Origin of the sequence: Alcanivorax hongdengensis A-11-3 (assembly GCF_000300995.1) — a bacterium.
In the GTDB taxonomy this organism is placed as follows: domain Bacteria; phylum Pseudomonadota; class Gammaproteobacteria; order Pseudomonadales; family Alcanivoracaceae; genus Alcanivorax; species Alcanivorax hongdengensis.
The window spans coordinates 46,346-67,093 of the sequence record NZ_AMRJ01000003.1 but is presented as its reverse complement, the minus strand read 5'-3'; the positions used below and the strand labels follow the sequence as shown (position 1 = coordinate 67,093).

At 62.0% G+C, this 20,748-nt stretch carries 17 protein-coding genes and 2 tRNA genes; 18 read left to right on the top strand and 1 reads right to left on the bottom strand.

Annotated features, from left to right (window positions below; all coding sequences use genetic code 11):
• Window positions 1-61 precede the first annotated feature (61 nt).
• The 9 genes from hrcA to greA all read left to right on the top strand — a co-directional run bounded on the left by hrcA (window position 62) and on the right by greA (window position 12,790).
• Entirely contained in the window at window positions 62-1,111 is a 1,050-nt protein-coding gene (gene hrcA / locus A11A3_RS03440; RefSeq protein ID WP_008927872.1) for a heat-inducible transcriptional repressor HrcA, read from the top strand.
• A 246-nt stretch (window positions 1,112-1,357) separates the two neighbouring features.
• Window positions 1,358-1,930, top strand: a complete 573-nt coding sequence (gene grpE, locus A11A3_RS03435) for a nucleotide exchange factor GrpE (RefSeq protein ID WP_008927871.1) — start codon at window positions 1,358-1,360, stop codon at window positions 1,928-1,930.
• Between the two features lie 133 nt (window positions 1,931-2,063).
• Window positions 2,064-3,986 (top strand): molecular chaperone DnaK, encoded by a 1,923-nt coding sequence (gene dnaK, locus A11A3_RS03430; protein ID WP_008927870.1) that lies wholly within the window; start codon window positions 2,064-2,066, stop codon window positions 3,984-3,986.
• A 96-nt stretch (window positions 3,987-4,082) separates the two neighbouring features.
• Entirely contained in the window at window positions 4,083-5,210 is a 1,128-nt protein-coding gene (gene dnaJ, locus A11A3_RS03425) for a molecular chaperone DnaJ (RefSeq protein ID WP_008927869.1), read from the top strand.
• A 187-nt stretch (window positions 5,211-5,397) separates the two neighbouring features.
• Entirely contained in the window at window positions 5,398-6,561 is a 1,164-nt protein-coding gene (locus tag A11A3_RS03420) for a hypothetical protein (RefSeq protein ID WP_008927868.1), read from the top strand.
• A gap of 57 nt (window positions 6,562-6,618) precedes the next feature.
• Entirely contained in the window at window positions 6,619-7,446 is an 828-nt protein-coding gene (gene dapB, locus A11A3_RS03415; protein WP_008927867.1) for a 4-hydroxy-tetrahydrodipicolinate reductase, read from the top strand.
• 297 nt (window positions 7,447-7,743) lie between these two features.
• Window positions 7,744-8,868: a glutamine-hydrolyzing carbamoyl-phosphate synthase small subunit gene (carA, locus tag A11A3_RS03410; protein WP_008927866.1), complete on the top strand. Its 1,125-nt coding sequence runs from the start codon at window positions 7,744-7,746 to the stop codon at window positions 8,866-8,868.
• A gap of 158 nt (window positions 8,869-9,026) precedes the next feature.
• Window positions 9,027-12,245 (top strand): carbamoyl-phosphate synthase large subunit, encoded by a 3,219-nt coding sequence (gene carB / locus A11A3_RS03405; RefSeq protein WP_008927865.1) that lies wholly within the window; start codon window positions 9,027-9,029, stop codon window positions 12,243-12,245.
• 68 nt (window positions 12,246-12,313) lie between these two features.
• Complete coding sequence (greA, locus tag A11A3_RS03400; RefSeq protein ID WP_008927864.1) at window positions 12,314-12,790, top strand: transcription elongation factor GreA; 477 nt, start codon at window positions 12,314-12,316, stop codon at window positions 12,788-12,790.
• Window positions 12,791-12,867: 77 nt separating this feature from the next.
• Here greA and A11A3_RS03395 read toward each other — a convergent pair whose 3' ends face one another.
• A complete protein-coding gene (locus A11A3_RS03395) occupies window positions 12,868-13,182 on the bottom strand; it encodes a YhbY family RNA-binding protein (protein ID WP_008927863.1) in 315 nt (104 codons plus the stop codon).
• Between the two features lie 218 nt (window positions 13,183-13,400).
• Between A11A3_RS03395 and rlmE the strand changes: the two genes are divergently transcribed.
• The 9 genes from rlmE (at window position 13,401) to rimP (ending at window position 20,736) form a co-directional block, all read left to right on the top strand.
• A complete protein-coding gene (gene rlmE / locus A11A3_RS03390) occupies window positions 13,401-14,027 on the top strand; it encodes a 23S rRNA (uridine(2552)-2'-O)-methyltransferase RlmE (RefSeq protein ID WP_008927862.1) in 627 nt (208 codons plus the stop codon).
• Between the two features lie 132 nt (window positions 14,028-14,159).
• A complete protein-coding gene (gene ftsH / locus A11A3_RS03385; protein WP_008927861.1) occupies window positions 14,160-16,070 on the top strand; it encodes an ATP-dependent zinc metalloprotease FtsH in 1,911 nt (636 codons plus the stop codon).
• Window positions 16,071-16,073: 3 nt separating this feature from the next.
• The gene (gene folP, locus A11A3_RS03380; RefSeq protein ID WP_040296675.1) at window positions 16,074-16,928 is read left to right on the top strand and encodes a dihydropteroate synthase; all 855 of its coding nucleotides are present in this window, start codon (window positions 16,074-16,076) and stop codon (window positions 16,926-16,928) included.
• On the top strand, window positions 16,918-18,252 hold the full coding sequence (gene glmM, locus A11A3_RS03375; RefSeq protein ID WP_008927859.1) for a phosphoglucosamine mutase: 1,335 nt from the start codon (window positions 16,918-16,920) through the stop codon (window positions 18,250-18,252). Before folP ends, glmM begins: the two co-directional genes overlap by 11 nt.
• A 21-nt stretch (window positions 18,253-18,273) precedes the next feature.
• Window positions 18,274-19,011, top strand: coding sequence for a triose-phosphate isomerase (gene tpiA / locus A11A3_RS03370; protein WP_040296674.1), 738 nt, complete (start codon window positions 18,274-18,276; stop codon window positions 19,009-19,011).
• 107 nt (window positions 19,012-19,118) lie between these two features.
• Window positions 19,119-19,574: a preprotein translocase subunit SecG gene (gene secG, locus A11A3_RS03365; protein ID WP_008927857.1), complete on the top strand. Its 456-nt coding sequence runs from the start codon at window positions 19,119-19,121 to the stop codon at window positions 19,572-19,574.
• Window positions 19,575-19,584: 10 nt separating this feature from the next.
• Window positions 19,585-19,670, top strand: a tRNA-Leu gene (locus tag A11A3_RS03360).
• 345 nt (window positions 19,671-20,015) lie between these two features.
• A tRNA-Met gene (locus A11A3_RS03355) sits at window positions 20,016-20,092 on the top strand.
• A 188-nt stretch (window positions 20,093-20,280) separates the two neighbouring features.
• Window positions 20,281-20,736 (top strand): ribosome maturation factor RimP, encoded by a 456-nt coding sequence (rimP, locus tag A11A3_RS03350; protein ID WP_040296673.1) that lies wholly within the window; start codon window positions 20,281-20,283, stop codon window positions 20,734-20,736.
• Window positions 20,737-20,748 lie beyond the last annotated feature (12 nt).

Sequence of the window (20,748 nt, the reverse complement as noted above, 5' to 3'; positions counted from 1 at the left end):
TGAAAGCGGCGGGGCTTGCTTTATATAATGGGGCCCTGTGTCAGTCTGATTCGACAGGTTTATGGCAAAGCTGGATCTCAATGAACGCAAGCAGCGCCTGCTGATGGCGCTGGTGGAGCGTCACATCCGTGACGGTCAACCGGTGGGTTCGAAAACCCTGTCCGCCGGGGCTGGCTTGAGCGTCAGCCCGGCCACCATCCGCAATATCATGGCGGAGCTGGAGGAGCTGGGGGTGCTGGCCAGCCCGCACACCTCCGCCGGGCGCATTCCCACGGAGCTGGGCTACCGGCTCTATGTGGATGCCCTGCTGGCCTCCAGTGTCATGGAGCGCCCGGACAACCGCCAGCTGAAGAAGGAGCTGCGCCAGTTGCTGGTGCCGGAGCAGTCCTCCCAGGAGCTGATTGCCCAGGCTTCGCGCACCCTGGCGGAACTGACCCGCATGGCCGGCCTGGTGGCTGCGCCGCGCCGGGAGGTCACCACCCTGCGTCAGGTGGAATTCCTGCCGCTGTCGGGCAAGCGTGTGCTGGTGGTGCTGGTGGTCAACCGCTCCGAGGTGCAGAACCGCATCATCCATACCGAGCGCGATTATTCCGATGTGGAGCTGCGCCAGGCGGCCAACTACATCAATCAGACCTATGCCGGCTTTGACCTGGACAGTATCTGCGACGGCCTGCTGCGCACCATGGACGCGGATCGGGCGCAGCTGGATGTGCTGATGCAGACCACCATGGATGTGGCCGCCAAGGCCCTGACCCGGGAGGAGGCGGCGCCGGACTATGTGGTATCCGGTGAGTCCAACCTGCTACACAGCGCCGAGGCCGATAACATCGGCCAGCTGCGAGACCTGTTCGATGCCTTCAACCGCAAGCGCGACATTCTTCACCTGCTGGAGCGCTCCATGAAGGCGGATGGCGTGCAGATATTCATCGGCCGCGAGTCCGGCTTCCGGCCGTTCGAAGACTATTCGCTGATTTCCGCCCCCTACCGGGCGGACAATGGTCCGGTGGGCGTGCTGGCGGTGGTGGGCCCCACCCGCATGGACTACGAAAAAGTCATCCCCACTGTGGATATCACTGCCCGCATCCTCTCGGCGGCGTTGACTCAACTGTAGGAGCCAGCCTGCTGGCGATAATCGCCTGCCGGCAAGCTGCCACGGATCCTTTGAGCATCGGCCTTCCCTCCCGAGAGTCTGTGCGCGGCCTTCAGCGTTTCTGGGTCACCCTCTGGCATCCCGCGAGCGATCAATTATCCATTCTCAATTATCAATTGCCTTCCCTCCCCTTGAATCCCGCCCGTGAGTTCCCATATCTTTGCCCGCTTTCCTGAAAAGCCCTGATGACGGGATGTGGAGTGACGAATGAGTGAGCAGGAAAAAGACCAGAATCCGGCCGAGCCGCAGGTAGAGACGGCGCAAGAGCAGCAGGCCGCGGCCGAGGCCGAGCAGGCGGCACCCACCGCCGAAGAAAAGCTGGCGGAACTGGAAGCCGAGCTGGCTGCCGTGAAAAAGGCACTGGGTGAAGCGGACATCCGGGCCCAGGCCGAGGTGCAGAATGTACGCCGCCGGGCCGAGCGCGATGTGCAGCACGCCCACAAGTTCGCCCTGGAGAAGTTTGCCGGCGATCTGCTGAGCGTGGCGGACAACCTGGAGCGGGGCCTGGCGGCACTGGATGCCGACGATGACGCCCTCAAGGCGGCCCGCGAAGGGATCGAGCTGACGCTCAAGTCCCTGCTGGACGTGTTCGCCAAGTACAACCTGGAACAGATCAGCCCCAGCGATGAGCCCTTCAACCCGGAACTGCACGAAGCCATGACCATGGTGCCGGTTCCCAATGTGGATCCCAACACCGTGATCGAGGTGCTGGAGAAGGGCTATCAGCTCAATGGCCGCCTGATTCGCCCGGCTCGGGTGGTGGTCAGCAAGGCACCCTGATCCAGATCAGGAAAAAGCGTCAGGGCCCCTTGAAACGGCGTGAGCGACCGCCATATAGGAGCCAGACGAATTAACAATTCAACTGTCCGAATCGCCGTCAGGGATTCGGCTGGTGTGAAGGAGACTGAAACACATGGGTAAGATTATCGGTATCGACCTGGGCACGACCAACAGCTGTGTGGCCGTACTCGAAGGTGACAAAGCCAAGGTTATCGAAAACGCCGAGGGTGCTCGTACCACCCCGTCCATCATCGCCTACACCGATGACAAGGAAACCCTGGTGGGTCAGGCGGCCAAACGTCAGGCCGTGACCAACCCGGAAAACACCCTGTATGCGGTGAAGCGTCTGATCGGCCGTCGCTTTGAAGACGACGTGGTGCAGAAGGACATCAAGATGGTGCCCTACAAGATCACCAAGGCCGACAACGGCGATGCCTGGGTGGAAGTGAAGGGCGAAAAGATGGCGCCCCCGCAGATTTCCGCGCAGGTGCTGAAAAAGATGAAGAAGACCGCAGAAGACTACCTGGGTGAAGCCGTCACCGAGGCGGTCATCACTGTGCCCGCGTACTTCAACGATTCCCAGCGCCAGGCCACCAAGGATGCCGGTCGCATCGCCGGCCTGGACGTCAAGCGCATCATCAACGAGCCCACGGCTGCGGCCCTGGCCTACGGCATGGACAAGAAGGGCGGCGATCGCACCATTGCGGTCTACGACCTGGGTGGTGGTACCTTCGATATCTCCATCATCGAGATTGCCGAAGTGGACGGCGAGCACCAGTTCGAAGTGCTGGCCACCAACGGTGACACCTTCCTGGGCGGTGAAGACTTCGACCTGGCGCTGATCAACTATCTGGCCGACCAGTTCAAGAAGGACTCCGGCATCGACCTGGGCGGCGACCCGCTGGCCATGCAGCGTCTGAAGGAAGCGGCCGAAAAAGCCAAGATCGAGCTGTCCTCCGCCGAGCAGACCGAGGTGAACCTGCCCTATATCACCGCCGACAGCACCGGGCCCAAGCACCTGGTGGTGAAAGTGACCCGGGCCAAGCTCGAGTCCCTGGTCAGCGATCTGGTGACCCGTTCCCTGGAGCCCTGCAAGACGGCCCTGAACGACGCCGGTGTGAAGGCCTCCGACATTACCGACGTGATTCTGGTCGGTGGTCAGACCCGCATGCCGATGGTGCAGAAGCAGGTGGCTGACTTCTTCGGCAAGGAACCGCGCAAGGACGTGAACCCGGACGAAGCGGTTGCCATGGGTGCGGCCATTCAGGGTGCGGTACTCAGCGGTGACGTGAAAGACGTACTGCTGCTGGACGTGACGCCGCTGACTCTGGGTATCGAAACCATGGGTGGCGTGATGACGCCGCTGATCGAGAAGAACACCACCATCCCGACCAATGCGTCGCAGGTGTTCTCCACCGCGGATGACAACCAGACGGCGGTAACCGTGCACGTGCTGCAGGGTGAGCGTAAGCAGGCCGCGCAGAACAAGTCTCTGGGTCAGTTCAACCTGGAAGATATTCCGCCGGCACCCCGTGGCATGCCGCAGATCGAAGTGACCTTCGACATCGACGCCAACGGTATCCTGCACGTGAGCGCGAAAGACAAGGCCACTGGCAAAGAGCAGTCCATCCAGATCAAGGCCTCTTCCGGTCTGTCCGATGAAGAGATCGATCAAATGGTGGCGGATGCCGAAGCTCACGCGGACGAGGACAAGAAGTTCGAAGAGCTGGTGCAGACCCGCAACCAGGCCGATCACCTGGTGCACGCGACGCGCAAGACCCTCGACGAAGCGGGCGACAAGGCCACCGACGACGAGAAGGCGTCCATCACCAAGGCGGTGGAAGAGCTGGAAGAAGCCGCCAAGGGCAGCGACAAGGACGACATCGAAGCCAAGATCAAGGCGCTGTCCGAAGTGTCCGCGCCGCTGGCCCAGAAGCTCTACGCCGAACAGGCCCAGCAGGGTGAAGCTGGCGCCGAGGGCAGCCAGCAGAAGGCGGAAGGTGACGACGTGGTCGACGCCGAGTTCGAGGAAGTGGACGACGACAAGAAGAAGTAAGGAAACGGCGTCGGACGTCAGACGTCGGACGTCAGACGAGCGACGCCGGGCCTTGTGCCCGGCGTCTTGGTTTGAGCTCGAACAACGGACCAACCTATGTCCAAACGCGATTATTACGAAGTGCTGGGGGCCTCGAAAGACGCCAGCCAGCAGGACCTGAAAAAGGCCTACCGACGCCTGGCCATGAAGTACCATCCGGACCGTAACCCGGATGACGAAGAGGCACTGGCCAAGTTCAAGGAAGCCAAGGAAGCCTACGAAGTGCTGTCCGACGAGCAGAAACGGGCGGCCTATGACCAGTTCGGCCATGCCGGCGTTAACGGTCAGGGCGGTGCCGGCGCGGGCGCCGGTGGCTTCGGCGGTGGCGGCTTTGGCGATATCTTTGGTGACATCTTCGGCGATATCTTCGGCGGTGGCGGCGGCCGTCGCGGCCCGGCCCGGGGCGCGGACCTGCGCTACACCCTGGAGCTGACCCTGGAGCAGGCCGTCCGTGGCTGCGAGGAAAAGATCCGCGTGCCCACCTGGGCGGTGTGCAATACCTGTGACGGCAGCGGCGCCAAGTCCGGCGAGCAGCCGGTGACCTGCAGCACCTGTGGCGGTGCCGGTCAGGTGCGCATGCAGCAGGGTTTCTTCACCGTGCAGCAGGCCTGCCCCACCTGTCATGGCGAAGGTCGGGTGATCAAGAACCCGTGTACCAGCTGCGGGGGGCAAGGCCGCGTACAGGAAACCAAAACCCTGTCGGTGAAAATTCCCGCCGGTGTGGATACCGGTGACCGCATCCGCCTGGCCGGAGAAGGCGAGGCCGGCATGCACGGTGCCCCCGCCGGTGACCTCTATGTGCAGGTGGCGGTGCGCGAGCACGACATCTTCAAGCGTGATGGCACCAACCTTTATTGCGAAGTGCCGATCAGCTTCGTGGATGCCACCCTGGGCGGCGAGCTGGATGTGCCGACCCTGAGCGGCAAGGTGAAGCTGAAAGTGCCGGCGGAAACCCAGACCGGCAAGCTGTTCCGCCTGCGCGGCAAGGGTGTCACCTCGGTACGCGGTGGCGGCCCCGGTGATCTGTTGTGCAAGGTGGTGGTGGAAACACCGGTGAAGCTGTCCACCGAGCAGAAAGACCTGCTGCGCCAGTTCCAGGAGTCTCTGGAGAAGGGTGGCGAGCGTCATAACCCGCGCAAGACCAGCTGGTTCGAGGGCGTCAAACGCTTCTTCGACAGCAAGTAAGGTCCGTGCCTGCACGGAAAGCCCGGCGTGTGCTTCGCACGTCGGGCTTTTTTGTGGGCAGCGATCACAGTTTCAGAAAGAAACGTCAGGGGCGCTCTCAGCCGATGGCATGAAATTATATCCATGCAATTGCAGTTGGTCGGGCGACTGTTATATTGCACAAAAAAACAACAACAAGAGTGCCCCCATGAATGTTTACAGACTGGCAGGGATGCTGGTGGTGCTGTGGCTGTCGGTGGTGCTGTCCGTAGCCCGGGCGGCGCCGGTGGATCAGGCCTACCAGCGCGCCCGCGATACCTTTGTGCAGACCCACGAACTGGCCGTGGACCCGGCGGTGGTGGACGCGCCCTGGGTGGCCGTGCCTTTTGATCAGGTGCCCTTTACCTATACCTTCGACGAGATGCGCCAGCGCTGGCCGCAGTTAATGCGCGGGCTGCGCCTGCCGTTTCCGTCGCCGGAGTATCTGAAGGCCCGTTACTCCCGCTTCCCCGATCTCTACCGCGACCTCCACTACCAGGACCATGACTGGCAACAGCACAGCGAAAACGTGCTGGAGGTCTGGCAGGCCTTTTTCCGGGGCGACCTGCGTCATGCCCGCGACCTGGGCAACCATTACGGCGGCTATGCCCGGGTGCCGGCGGTGCTGGCACAGATTACCTACGCGGTCTATCTGGCGCCCAGTCAGACCGCCAAGCAGCAGTTGCTGCAACAGGTGATCAACCAGATTCAGCGCCAGGCGGGCAAGGAGCTGATCCTGCCCAGCGACAAGGCCATGCTGGCCGATTACTGCATGTACCGGCTGGGTTTCAGCTACGCGGTGGCCCGTCTGGCGGAAGACGAATCAGTGCCAGTGATTCTGACCAGCAATTACGCCCCCATGGTGATCAATGCGGCCACCGAAATGCTGGCGGTGGAGCCGGATCACCCGCTGGCCCTGGCGCTCAGCTCCAGCCTGGAGGCCAATGTGGTGCGCCGGGTGGGCAAGGCGGCCGGCAAGCTGACCTTCGCCACCGACACCCGGGATGCGGAGCAGGCCTTCGGCAAGGCTCTCAAGGCGGTGGATGACATGGCCATTGTCCGCTACGAATATGCCAACAGCCTGCTGTATACCGGTCAGCCGGATGCCGCCAAACGGGCCGAGGCCCAGTTGCAAAAAGCCAGCAACGAGCCGGCGCTTTACTCCATGGAATGGTTGGACCGGGCTTATGCCCGCAAGCGTCTCAAGGAAATCCAGTCCCTGCGTGCCAGCGGCATGAGCTTCGCCCGCTTTGATCGCAAGCGGCGCAAGTTCATGGCCCGCCATGATGCCAACCTGTATGCCGTGACCGGCAAGCCCTTTCTGGTAGACTAGCGTTTTTGGCGGGGCGCCTGCCCCGCTGCGCACACTCAAATTCTGGCAGGACCTCTCATGAAAGTAGGCATTATCGGCGCCGCCGGCCGCATGGGCCGTATTCTGATCGAAGCGACCCTGGCGAACCCCCAGACCACGCTGGCCGCTGCAGTGGATGTGCCCGGTTCCAGCCTGATCGGCGCTGATGCTGGCGAGCTTGTGGGTCAGGGCGGCCAGGGCGTCTTTCTGGTGGATGACCTGGGCAAGGTGGTCAACGATGCGGATGTGTTCATCGATTTCACCGTGCCCCAGGCCACCGTGGCCAATGTGGACATCTGCCGGGCCGCCGGCACCAAACTGGTGATCGGTACCACCGGGCTCAATGACGAGCAGAAGGCGGCACTGCGCGAGGCGGCCGGTGACATTGCCATCTGTTTCGCGCCCAACTACTCCATTGGCGTGAACCTGTGCTTCAAGCTGCTGGAAACCGCGGCCCGGGTGATGGGCGAGGATGCGGATATCGAGGTGATCGAGGCCCACCATCGTCACAAGATCGATGCGCCCTCCGGCACCGCCCTGCGCCTGGGTGAGGTGGTGGCCCAGACCCTGGGCCGGGATCTCAAGGACTGCGCGGTCTATGGCCGGGAAGGCCAGACCGGGGCCCGGGATCGCAAGACCATCGGTTTCGAGACCATTCGCGGCGGCGACATCGTCGGCGATCACACTGTGTTGTTCGCCGCAGACGGCGAGCGGGTGGAGATTACCCACAAGGCGTCCAGTCGCATGGCGTTCGGTCGCGGCGCGGTGCACGCCGCCGCCTGGCTGGCGGACCATGACAAGGGCCTGTTCGACATGCAGGACGTGCTCGGCCTGGCCGGTGACAGCGCGGGCTGGGGCAAGGGCTGAGCGCCCAAGTCTGATAAAATGGCTGTTGCAGGAGCTTGCCTGCAAGCGATTGGTGGTGGTTGGCAGCAGGCGGGCTCCCGTTTAATCGCCGCGCCCGACCAACGAGGGTGACATTTGTTTCCCGAAGCCCTAAAATAACGCGCAGCCCGTGATGGGTGTGCGGGGCGCATAGCGATGAATTTCACAAAAAAGCGAGGTGGAGCAATCCATCTCGCTTTTTTGCGACCGGCCAGCAGTATCCGGTTGCAGGTGCCCCGCCGCAGATCTCCCTTGTATCCTATCAGCCTGGAGGTTGCGTTGACGGTTCCCGCCATTCTCGCTCTTGAAGACGGAAGCATCTTTCGGGGTGTTGCTATCGGTGCCACGGGTCAGACCGTGGGTGAAGTGGTGTTCAACACCGCCATGACCGGCTATCAGGAAATCCTCACGGATCCCTCCTACGCCAAACAGATTGTAACCCTGACCTATCCCCATATCGGCAATACCGGTGTGACGCCGGAAGACGAAGAGTCTGCCCGCATCTGGGCGTCCGGCCTGGTGATTCGGGACCTGGCCATGACGGTCAGCAACTGGCGTAGCCAGCAGTCCCTGCCGGATTACCTGCGTGACAACAATATTGTCGCCATCGCCGATATCGACACCCGCCGCCTGACCCGCATCCTGCGTGACAAGGGTGCCCAGAATGGTTGCATCCTGGCCGGGGACGACCTGGATGAGGCGAAAGCCCTGGCCGCGGCCAAGGGCTTCCCGGGCCTGAAAGGCATGGACCTGGCCAGGGAAGTCACGGTCAGCGAGTCCTATACCTGGACCGAGTCCACCTGGGACCTGGAGCAGGGGCACACCGAGCAGACCGAGGCCCGTTTCCATGTGGTGGCCTACGACTACGGCGTCAAGCGCAACATCCTGCGCATGCTGGCCGAGCGCGGTTGCAAGCTCACCGTGGTGCCGGCCCAGACCCCGGCGGCGGACGTGCTGGCCATGAATCCGGATGGCATCTTCCTGTCCAACGGCCCCGGTGACCCGGAGCCCTGTGACTATGCCATCGAGGCCATCCAGGAAATCGTTGCCACCGGCAAGCCGGTGTTCGGCATCTGCCTGGGGCACCAGCTGCTGGCCCTGGCCAGCGGGGCGAAGACCATGAAGATGGCCACCGGCCACCATGGCGCCAACCACCCGGTGAAGACCCTGGAAAACGACACGGTGATGATCACCAGCCAGAACCACGGTTTCGCGGTGGACATGGATAACCTGCCGGACAACCTCAAGGTCACCCATGTGTCCCTGTTCGACGGCACCCTGCAGGGGATCCATCGCACTGATGTGCCGGCGTTCAGCTTCCAGGGTCACCCGGAAGCGAGCCCGGGGCCGCATGACTGCGCGCCGCTGTTTGATCACTTCATCGAGCTGATGGAAGCCAAATAGGCGTCTGACAGCAGGTCAGTCGGACGTCGGAAGTCGGGCGTCTGACGCCAAAAGACAGACAGGAAAATGGGCAGCTGTGCTGCCACTCAGCGTCCGACGTCAGACCTCTGACGTCCGACTCATAGATACGAAGCGCTAATCTGGACGGTTACTCAGACATGCCTAAAAGAACCGACATCAAAAGCATTCTCATCATTGGTGCTGGCCCGATCGTGATCGGCCAGGCCTGTGAGTTTGACTACTCCGGTGCCCAGGCCTGCAAGGCCCTGCGCGAAGAGGGGTTCCGGGTGATCCTGGTGAACTCCAACCCGGCCACCATCATGACCGACCCGGCCATGGCCGATGCCACCTACATCGAGCCGATCACCTGGGAAACCGTGGCCAAGATCATCGAGAAGGAGCGCCCGGATGCGCTGCTGCCCACCATGGGTGGCCAGACCGCGCTGAACTGCGCGCTGGATCTGGATCACAACGGTGTGCTGGAAAAATTCGGTGTGGAAATGATCGGTGCCACCGAAGATGCCATCGACAAGGCCGAGGATCGCTCCCGTTTCGACCAGGCGATGAAGGCCATCGGTCTGGAGTGCCCGCGTTCGGCCATTGCCCACAACATGGAAGAGGCCAATGCGGCGCTGGAAGAGCTGGGCTTTCCCTGCATCATCCGCCCCAGCTTCACCATGGGCGGCTCCGGCGGCGGGGTGGCGTACAACCGTGAAGAGTTCGAGGAAATCTGCCAGCGCGGTCTGGACCTGTCGCCCACCAACGAGCTGTTGATCGACGAGTCCCTGCTGGGCTGGAAAGAGTACGAGATGGAAGTGGTCCGCGACAAAAAGGACAACTGCATCATCGTCTGTTCCATCGAGAACTTCGATCCCATGGGGGTGCACACCGGTGACTCCATCACCGTGGCGCCGGCCCAGACGCTCACCGACAAGGAATTCCAGATCATGCGCGACGCCTCCCTGGCGGTATTGCGCGAGATCGGTGTGGAAACCGGCGGTTCCAATGTGCAGTTCGGTCTCAACCCGGACAACGGCCGCATGGTGGTGATCGAGATGAACCCGCGGGTGAGCCGTTCCTCGGCGCTGGCCTCCAAGGCCACCGGCTTCCCGATTGCCAAGGTGGCTGCCAAGCTGGCGGTGGGCTATACCCTGGATGAACTGCAGAACGAGATCACCGGCGGCAAGACCCCGGCCTCCTTCGAGCCGTCCATCGATTACGTGGTCACCAAGATTCCGCGCTTCAACTTCGAGAAATTCGTTGAGGCGGACCCGGTACTGACTACCCAGATGAAGTCCGTGGGCGAGGTGATGGCCATTGGCCGCAACTTCCAGGAATCCATGCAGAAAGCCCTGCGCGGCCTGGAGACCGAGTCCATCGGTTTCGATCCCAAGGTCGACCCGAGCGCCCCGGATGCCCGCGAGCAGGTGGCCCAGATGCTGGCCACGCCGGGCCCCGAGCGTATCTGGGTGGTTGGCGATGCCTTCCGCGTCGGCATGACCGTGGACGAGGTGTTCAACATCACCAAGATCGACCACTGGTTCCTGGTGCAGATCGAGGACCTGATTCGCACCGAGCAGCAAGTGGCGGAGAGCACCTTCAGTGACCTGACCCGCGACAGCCTCTATGCGCTCAAGCGCAAGGGCTTCTCCGATGCGCGCCTGGCCCTGTTGCTGGGCGTCAAGGAATCCGATGTGCGTGGCAAGCGCGAAGAGCTGGGCGTGATGCCCATCTACAAGCGCGTGGATACCTGTGCCGCGGAATTCGCCACCGATACCGCCTACATGTACTCCAGCTATGATGAGGAGTGCGAGGCCAACCCGTCCGACCGTGACAAGATCATGGTGATCGGCGGTGGCCCCAACCGCATTGGTCAGGGCATCGAGTTCGATTACTGCTGTGTGCACGCCGCCTTCGCCATGAAGGAAGACGGTTACGAGACCATCATGGTCAACTGTAACCCGGAGACCGTATCCACCGATTACGACACCTCCGACCGACTGTTCTTCGAGCCGGTAACCCTGGAAGACGTGCTGTCCATCGTCGCCAAGGAAAAACCCAAGGGCGTGATTGTCCAGTACGGTGGGCAGACGCCGCTGAAACTGGCCCGTGCCCTGCAGGCCGCCGGCGTGCCGATTATCGGCACCAGCCCGGATGCCATCGACGAGGCGGAAGACCGTGAGCGCTTCCAGCAGATGGTCAACAAGCTCGGCCTCAAGCAGCCGCCCAACCGCACCGCCCGCTCCCTGGAAGACGGTGTGCGCCTGGCGGAAGAGATCGGTTACCCGCTGGTGGTACGCCCCTCCTACGTGTTGGGTGGCCGTGCCATGGAGATCGTCTACAACGAGGCGGAACTGCGTAACTACATGAACAACGCGGTGTCCGTGTCCAACGATTCTCCGGTGCTGCTGGACCGCTTCCTGGATGACGCCATCGAGGTGGACGTGGATGCCGTCTGTGATGGCACCGACGTGGTGATCGGCGGCATCATGCAGCACATCGAACAGGCCGGCGTGCACTCCGGTGACTCCGCCTGCTCCCTGCCGCCGTACTCGCTCAGCGAAGAGGTGCAGGACGTGATGCGCCAGCAGGCCGCCGACATGGCCCTGGAGCTGGGCGTGGTGGGGCTGATGAATGTGCAGTTCGCGGTCAAGAGCGGCGAGGTGTACGTGCTGGAAGTGAACCCCCGTGCCTCGCGGACCGTGCCCTATGTGTCCAAGTGCATCGGCACCTCCCTGGCGAAGGTGGCGGCCCGCTGCATGGCCGGCACCAGCCTCAAGGAGCAGGGCTTTACCCAGGAGATCAAGCCGCAGCACTATTTCGTCAAGGAAGCGGTGTTCCCGTTCGCCAAGTTCCCGAAAGTGGACCCCATCCTGGGCCCGGAAATGAAGTCCACCGGTGAGGTGATGGGCGTAGGTGCCACCTTCGCCGAAGCCTTCGGCAAGGCGTCGCTGGGCGCCGGCGAGAAACTGCCGGCCAAGGGTACCGCCTTTATCTCCGTGCGTGAGGTGGACAAGCCGGCCGCCGTGGATGTGGCGCGCATGCTGATCGAGCGTGGCTTCAATCTGGTGGCCACCCAGGGTACCGCGAAAGTGATCGCTGCCGCCGGTCTGGATGTGAAAGTGGTGAACAAGGTACTGGAAGGGCGCCCGCATATCGTCGATATGATCAAGAACGACGAGGTGGCCCTGATCGTGAACACCACCGAAGGCAAACAGGCGATCCGTGATTCTTTCACCATTCGCCGCTCGGCCCTGCAGCACAAGGTGTTCTACACCACCACCATTACCGCCGCCCATGCCGTCTGCCAGGCGCTGGGTATCAGTGGTGAGCCGGTGGTGCGTCGCCTGCAGGACCTGCACGCCGAAATGCAATAACACACGTCGCGGAGTGCCCGGAGCCGGGTGCTCCGGGCGATTTCCTTTTGCTACGAGGTTAAAACACTATGCAACGTGTACCCATGACCGCCGCTGGTGCCCAGGCCCTGCGCGAGGAGCTGGACAAGCTCAAACGGGAAGACCGTCCGCGTATCTCCGCAGCCATTGCCGACGCCCGTGAGCACGGCGACCTCAAAGAGAACGCCGAGTACCACGCCGCCCGTGAGCAGCAGGGCTTCTGCGAAGGCCGCATCAACGAAATCGAGGCCAAGCTGGGCGCCGCCCAGATCATTGATATCACTCAGATCGAGAACACCGGCAAGGTGATCTTCGGCACCACCGTGACCATCATTGATGTGGATACCGACGAAGAGAAGGTCTACCAGATCGTCGGCGACGACGAGGCCAACATCAAGCAGGGCAAGCTGAGCGTCAACTCACCCATTGCCCGTGGCCTGATCGGCCGTGAAGAAGGGGATGTGGTGCAGATCGACACCCCCGGCGGTACCCGCGAGTACGAGGTCGACAAGGTCGAGCACATCTGACCGGCGTCGGTGCGCCGTGCTTGAGACAAAAAAGGCGACGTTAACCGTCGCCTTTTTTATGGGCTGGCCGGTGGCGCTCAGGCGTCCTGGTAACGCAGGATATTGGACAGTTTCGGGTTGGGTTTCTGCGCGGCCCGGTAGAGCAGGGCGATATTGCCGATACGCTGTATCAGCTCGGCGCCACTCTTCTGGCACAGGGCGGTGACAATGTCGGCCCGGTCGTCACGGGTTTCCGCGTTGACCTTCACCTTGATCAGCTCGTGATCCTCCAGGCGCAGGTTCAGCTCCTCGACAAAATTGTCGGTGAGACCCTTGTCGCCGAAAATCAGGATGGCTTTGAGGTGATGGCCAATGCGGCGCAGGCGTTTGATGTCCTGGTTGGATAACGGCACGGGGTTAAGCTCCGGATGTGATTTGGGCGCTATTCTACAGTAACAACACTGAGCGTGTAGAGGCGGTGCCGGTCGGGAAACGCGCACCGCTTCACTGTGTGTTCCCGTTGGGCGGAAATGGGCGCCAGCCCATCTCCGCCACGGTGTTTGCGCAGACAGGATTGGCGCAGATCGGCATTTGCCGATTTCCGCCCCACGAAAGGCAGGAGATTCGTTTTATGGCCAAATCCAGCCGTTCCAAGAGCAGCAAGGCCTGGCTCAAGGAGCATTTCAATGACCCATGGGTGGCGAAGGCCCAGGCCGAGGGGTACCGCTCGCGGGCCAGCTACAAGCTGCTGGAGATGCACGAGAAGGACAAGCTGTTGCGCCCGGGCATGTCGGTGCTGGACCTGGGCGCGGCCCCCGGGGGCTGGTCCCAGGTGGCCGGCCAGCTGGTGGGTTCACGGGGCACTGTCGTGGCCAGCGATATTCTGGCCATGGACGCGCTGCCCGATGTGACCTTCATCCTGGGCGATTTCCGGGAAGACGCGGTTTACGAGCAGATACTGGCGGCCCTGGGCGATCGCAGGGTGGACCTTGTAATGTCGGACATGGCCCCCAATATGAGTGGTAATAATGCCGTGGATCTGCCGCGGGCCATGTACCTGGCGGAACTGGCGCTGGATATGGCTGAGCGGGTACTGGAACCGGATGGCCACTTTCTGGTCAAGGTGTTTCAGGGCGAAGGCTTCGATGCCTATCGCAAGACCCTGCAGGATCGTTTCAGGCGGGTTGTCAGCCGCAAGCCGGCGGCAAGCCGGGCGCGATCCACGGAGGTTTATCAGTTGGCGACTGGCCTGAAGTAGGGTGAAAAGCCGTAAAATGGGCGGTTTCGTGTCCGATCTGGCATTATCCCGGCCCTGTCAAATGGTGTAAGGTGTAAGTTCGCAAGTGCGCGTGCTAGCGCCAGGAATGGATCGAGGTCTCCCTTGAACGACATGACCAAGAATATCGTGCTGTGGCTGGTAATTGCCGGCGTTCTCTACGTGGTGGCATCCAGCATCAACACCCAGCCGTCCCAGCAACCGCTGAGCTACTCTTCCTTCATCCACCAGGTGGAGAGCGGCAAGGTGGAAGAGGTGAAGATCGGTGAAGACCGCATTTCCGGCAAGTTCAAGGAAGGCGGTAACTTCGAGACCATCAAGCCGCCGGTGCTGGACATGGACCTGATGCCGACCCTGATCCAGAACAAGGTGCAGGTGAACGGCAAGGAGCCGGAGCGTCAGAGCTTCCTCACCCAGCTGTTCCTGTCAGTGCTGCCGATTCTGCTGATTCTGGGCATCTTCATTTTCTTCATGCGCCAGATGCAGGGCGGAGGTCGCGGTGGCAGTGGCCCCATGACCTTTGGTAAATCCAAGGCCAAGCTGCTTGGCGAAGACCAGATCAAGACCACCTTTGCCGATGTGGCCGGGGTGGAAGAGGCCAAGGAAGAAGTGCAGGAGCTGGTGGAGTTTCTGCGTGATCCGGCCAAATTCCAGCGCCTGGGCGGCAAGATTCCCCGCGGTGTGCTGATGGTCGGCTCACCGGGTACCGGTAAGACCCTGCTGGCCAAGGCCATTGCCGGCGAGGCCAAGGTGCCGTTCTTCAGCATCTCCGGTTCCGATTTCGTGGAAATGTTCGTCGGTGTCGGCGCCTCCCGGGTGCGTGACATGTTCGACCAGGCCAAGAAGCATTCTCCCTGCATCATCTTTATCGACGAGATCGATGCGGTGGGTCGCTCCCGTGGCGCCGGCCTGGGTGGCGGCCATGACGAGCGTGAGCAGACCCTCAACCAGCTGCTGGTGGAAATGGACGGCTTTGACGGCAACGAAGGCATTATCGTTATCGCCGCCACCAACCGCCCCGACGTTCTCGACCCGGCGCTGCTGCGTCCCGGCCGTTTTGATCGTCAGGTAACGGTGCCGCTGCCGGATATCCGTGGCCGCGAGCATGTGCTCAAGGTGCACATGCGTCAGGTGCCGGTGGCCGAAGATGTGGATCCCAGCGTGATTGCCCGCGGCACACCGGGCTTCTCCGGCGCCGACCTGGCCAATCTGGTCAACGAGGCCGCCCTGTTCGCCGCCCGTGCCAACAAGCGCATGGTGTCCATGGAGGAGTTCGAGAAAGCCAAGGACAAGATCCTGATGGGCGCCGAACGCCGCTCCATGGTGATGAACGAGAAAGAGAAGTTGAACACCGCCTATCACGAGGCCGGCCACGCCATTGTCGGCCGTCTGGTGCCCGAGCATGACCCGGTCTACAAGGTCAGCATCATTCCCCGCGGTCGTGCCCTGGGTGTGACCATGTACCTGCCGGAAGAGGACAAGTACTCCCAGTCCAAGCGGGCGCTGGAGTCTTCCATCTGCTCCCTGTACGGCGGGCGCCTGGCCGAGGAAATGACCCTGGGTTTTGACGGGGTCACCACCGGTGCTTCCAATGACATCGAGCGCGCCACCAAGCTGGCCCGGGCCATGGTCACCAAGTGGGGTCTGAGCGAGAAGATGGGGCCGCTGGCCTACGAGGAAGAAGAAGGCGAGGTCTTCCTGGGCAAACAGATGTCCCAGCGCAAGGCCATGTCCGAGCAGACCGCCGAAGAGATCGACCGTGAAGTGCGGGCCATCATCGACAGCTGCTACGGTCGTGCCAAACAGATTCTCGAGGACAACCGCGACAAGCTGGACCTGATGGCGGATGCGCTGATGCAGTACGAAACCATCGACGCGGACCAGATCGACGACATCATGGCAGGCCACAAGCCTCGCCCGCCCAAGGACTGGCGTGATCAGGGGCCGGGCAATGGTGCCGCCGCCGCCAGCGGTGACAAGAAACCGGGCGATGATGCCATCGGTGGGCCGGCCAATACCCATTGATCCATGATTGAACAACTTGCCTGTGGGGCGCGGACACTGGACCTGTCCGCGCCTGTCGTTATGGGGATCCTGAATGTGACCCCCGACTCCTTTTCCGATGGCGGCCGCTTCAACGAGCGGGACGCGGCCCTGCGGCACGCCGAGCGCATGCTGGCCGAAGGCGCAGCCATCATCGACGTGGGGGGCGAGTCCACCCGCCCCGGTGCGGCACCGGTCAGTGAGCAGCAGGAGCTGGACCGGGTGGTGCCCATTGTCGAGGCCCTCTCCAGTCGCCTGGATGCGCTGGTGTCCGTGGATACCAGCACTGCTGCGGTGATCCGTGAAAGCGCCGCCGCCGGTGCCGGCATGATCAATGATGTACGGGCTCTGCGTCGCCCCGGCGCCCTGGCGGCGGTGGCGGACAGCGGCCTGCCTGCCTGCCTGATGCATATGCTCGGCGAGCCGGGCACCATGCAGAATGATCCCCATTATGATGACGTCACTGCCGAGGTGGTGGCGTTTTTGCGTGGCCGGGTGGCCGCCTGTGAAGAGGCCGGCATTGGCCGGGATCGGCTGCTGGTGGATCCGGGTTTTGGCTTTGCCAAGACCGTGGCGCACAATCTGACATTGATGAATGAAATGGCCGCGCTACAAGCGCTGGCGTTGCCGATTCTGATCGGCGTATCGCGCAAGTCCCTGTTCGGCAAGGTGCTGGGCAGGCCTGTTGAGGAGCGGCTGCCGGCCAGTCTGGCGGCCGCAGTAATGTGCATCGAGCGGGGCGCACGGATTGTTCGTGCTCATGATGTGCAGGCAACAGTGGATGTCCTGCGCTTCGCCTGGGCGGTGCGCAATGCGAAAGGAGAGAATCATGGGGCGTAAGTATTTCGGTACGGATGGCGTGCGTGGCACGGTTGGCCAGTTTCCCATTACCCCGGATTTCGTGCTCAAGCTGGGCTGGGCGGCAGGCAAGGTGCTGGCGGCCCATGGCGGCAGCAAGATTCTGATCGGCAAGGACACCCGGATTTCCGGCTACATGTTCGAATCCGCACTGGAGGCCGGCATTTCCGCCGCCGGTGTCGATGTGCGCCTGGTGGGGCCTTTGCCGACCCCGGCCATTGCCTACCTGACCCGCACCTTGTCGGCCCAGGCCGGCATCGTCATCTCCGCGTCCCACAATCCCTATATGGATAACGGCATCAAGTTTTTCGGGCCGGACGGGCGCAAGTTGAGCGATAGCATCGAGCTGGAAATCGAAGCCATGCTGGATCAGGAGCTGTCGGTGGTGAGCCCGGATCGCATCGGCAAGGTGCGACGCATTGAAGACGCCCGTGGGCGTTACATCGAGTTCTGCAAAAGCACCGCCCCGGGGCTCGATCTGAAAGGCATGAAGATAGTGGTAGATACCGCCAATGGTGCCGCCTATCACATTGCCCCGGATGTGTTTTCCGAGTTGGGGGCCGATGTGGTGGCGCTGGCCAATACGCCGGACGGTTTCAACATTAACCGTGATTGTGGTTCCACCCACCTGGCTCAGTTGCAGCAGGCCGTGGTCGCCGAAAAGGCGGATCTGGGCATTGCGCTGGATGGTGATGCGGACCGTCTGATGATGGTCGATGAAAACGGTCGGGAAGTGGATGGCGATCAGTTGCTGTTCGTGATTGCCCGTGATCGGCTCGAACGCGGATTGTTGCAGGGCGGGGTGGTGGGCACCCTGATGTCCAACTTCGGCCTGGAGCTGGCCCTGCAGGACCTGGATGTGCAATTTGTCCGCGCCAAGGTCGGCGATCGCTATGTGATGGAGCAGCTGGACCAGCGTGGCTGGGCCCTGGGTGGGGAGTCATCCGGGCATCTGGTTTGTCTGGATGCCACCTCTACCGGGGACGGCACGGTTGCCGCCCTGCAAGTGCTGGCGGCGCTGTTCCGTCGCAATGAAAGTCTGGCCGACGCCGTGGCCGGCATGGAAAAACTGCCCCAGACCATGATCAATGTGCGGGGCGCCAACCGGGATGCCTTTGCCGAGGCTGAGCAGGTCAAGGATGCCATGGCCCGGGTTGAACAGGAACTGGCCGGCAATGGCCGTATCCTGCTGCGCCCCTCCGGTACCGAGCCGCTGGTGCGGGTGATGGTAGAAGGTCGCGATGCGGACCTGGTGGCCCGTCTTTGCAAGCAGCTTGCCGAGGTGGTGGAAGCCGCCATCGCTTAACGAAACACGAAGGAAACAAACATGACAAGAACACCTCTGGTTGCCGGCAACTGGAAGATGAACGGCCGTCTGGCGCTGGTGGACGAACTGGCCTCGGCCCTGGGGGATTATCAGGGTGAGGCGCAGGTGGTGGTGTGCCCGCCGTTCCCCTACCTGGCGGCGGCCCGCTCGGTCATGCCGGTGTCAGTGGGGGCGCAGACCCTGAGCGAGCAGGCCGATGGTGCTTTCACCGGTGAGGTGTCCGGCCCCATGCTGGCGGAGCTGGGGTGTGAGTATGTGATCATTGGCCACTCCGAGCGACGTGCCATGTTTGGCGAGACGGATGCGCAGGTAGCGGCCAAGTTCGCGGCGGCTCAGGCGGCCGGTCTGACGCCCATCCTGTGTGTCGGTGAAACCCTGGAAGAGCGCCAGGCCGAGCAGACCGAGCAGGTGGTGTGCAGCCAGTTGCAGGCGGTGATCGAGCAGGTCGGCATTGATGCCTTCGGTGATGCGGTGGTGGCCTACGAGCCGGTCTGGGCCATTGGTACCGGGCATACCGCCTCGCCGGAACAGGCCCAGGCGGTGCATGCCTGCCTGCGTCAGGCGCTGGCCGATGGCAGCCCGAACGTGGCCGCCGCGACACGGTTGCTTTACGGCGGCAGTGTAAAGGCGGATAATGCCGCCCTTCTGTTTGCCCAGCCGGATATCGACGGTGGTCTGATCGGCGGGGCGGCGCTCACTGCGGACAGTTTCATGGCCATTTGTCGGGCGGCTGGTTAACCCCGACTTTTGCCTGTGCGAGCGGCCAGAGAGTCGGCGCACCCAGAGGTGGCCCGTTTGCCGGTGGCTGCCTTCGGCTTTCAATACACGGTTAAGTCAGAGTCGTTATGGATATTGTTGTTCACGTTGTGCATGTACTGGCGGCCCTGGGCCTGATTGGTCTGGTCCTGATTCAGCATGGTAAGGGGGCCGATGCCGGTGCCTCTTTCGGTGGCGGTTCCTCGCAGACCGTTTTCGGTAGTGCCGGGTCGGCCAATTTTCTGACCCGTGCCACGGCCATTCTGGCGGCGGTGTTCTTCATCACCAGCCTGGGGCTGGCCTGGATGGCCCGTCAGGAAGCCCAGAATAACGGTGTTCTGCTGCCGGCCATGGAAACCGTGGACCCGTCTCAGGCGCCCGCTGGCGATGACGAAGGCAGTGCGGTACCGGCGTCCGTCGATGATGGTGCAGACGTGCCGGCCGTACCGGGTAGCAATGAAGCGCAAAAAGAGGTTTCAGATGTGCCCGCAGCTGATGTAGAATCCCCGGCCCCGGCTGAGCAGCCTCAGTCAGGGAAGCAGTAAAGCGTTCTTTGCCGAAGTGGTGGAATTGGTAGACACGCTATCTTGAGGGGGTAGTGAGCTTCGCTCGTGCCGGTTCAAGTCCGGCCTTCGGCACCAATTAGGTTAGAACTCCGCGGGGCGGAGTTCACAGCAAGTCGGCCGGACTTCCGGCCATCGCCGAGTTGCGGCGGGCGGTATCCCGCCGCTGCCATGGCGCGAAAAAGTGTATTTTTCGCCCAGCCTTCGGCACCAATCAGGGACGACATGACAACGCAATGTATTTGTTTTCATGTCGGGGCACATTAACGGCCTTGGGTGTGTTAAAGTGCCGCCAGCTTGTCAGGGCTGGGGTGTTGGGTTAAGTGGCTTTTCCCAACGCTAAGGCTTCGAAAAATAAAATATTTTTCCGAAGCCTGCTTGACAGCAACAGCGTAAATAACTAGTATTTGCGCTCGATTTTGATGCGGGGTGGAGCAGTCTGGTAGCTCGTCGGGCTCATAACCCGAAGGTCGTAGGTTCAAATCCTGCCCCCGCTACCACTTAGAAGAACCGGCACAGGTCTGGTTCGAAGCGGATAACAAAAAGCCCCTCAAGCAGGGGCTTTTTGTTATCTGCACCGACCTCCGGTTAGTGGGAATGGGCGGTGGATTCGTGGCTGGTTGTCCGTTTGTCAACGACCGCTGCGGACTCCTCGGGCCCATTTTTTGTTTGTGCCATCGGAAAAGAGATGTCGAAACGCACTGAACAGTTAACGGAGCTACTGGCTCCCGTGGTTGAAGATCTGGGCTTCGAGCTCTGGGGGTTGGAATACCTTCAGGGGCGCGGGGCCGTTTTGCGTTTGTTTATCGACCATGACGACGGCATAACCGTGGATAACTGTGCGGCGGTCAGCCATGAGGTGAGCGGCGTACTGGATGTGGAAGACCCGATTCCCGGTGAGTACAACCTGGAAGTGTCTTCCCCGGGGATGGACCGTCCCCTGTTTCACCTTGCGCAATTTGCCCGTTATATCGGCGAAGATGTCCAGCTCAAGCTGCTGGCGCCGGTGGCGGGCAAGCGTAAAATGACGGCGGCCATTGTGGCCGTGGATGGCGATACGCTGGTGGTGACGCTTGATGGCGAAACCCTGCGTGTTCCTTACAGTCAGGTAGACCGTGCCCGGTTGCAGCCCCGCTTCGACTGAGCACGCCCTGAG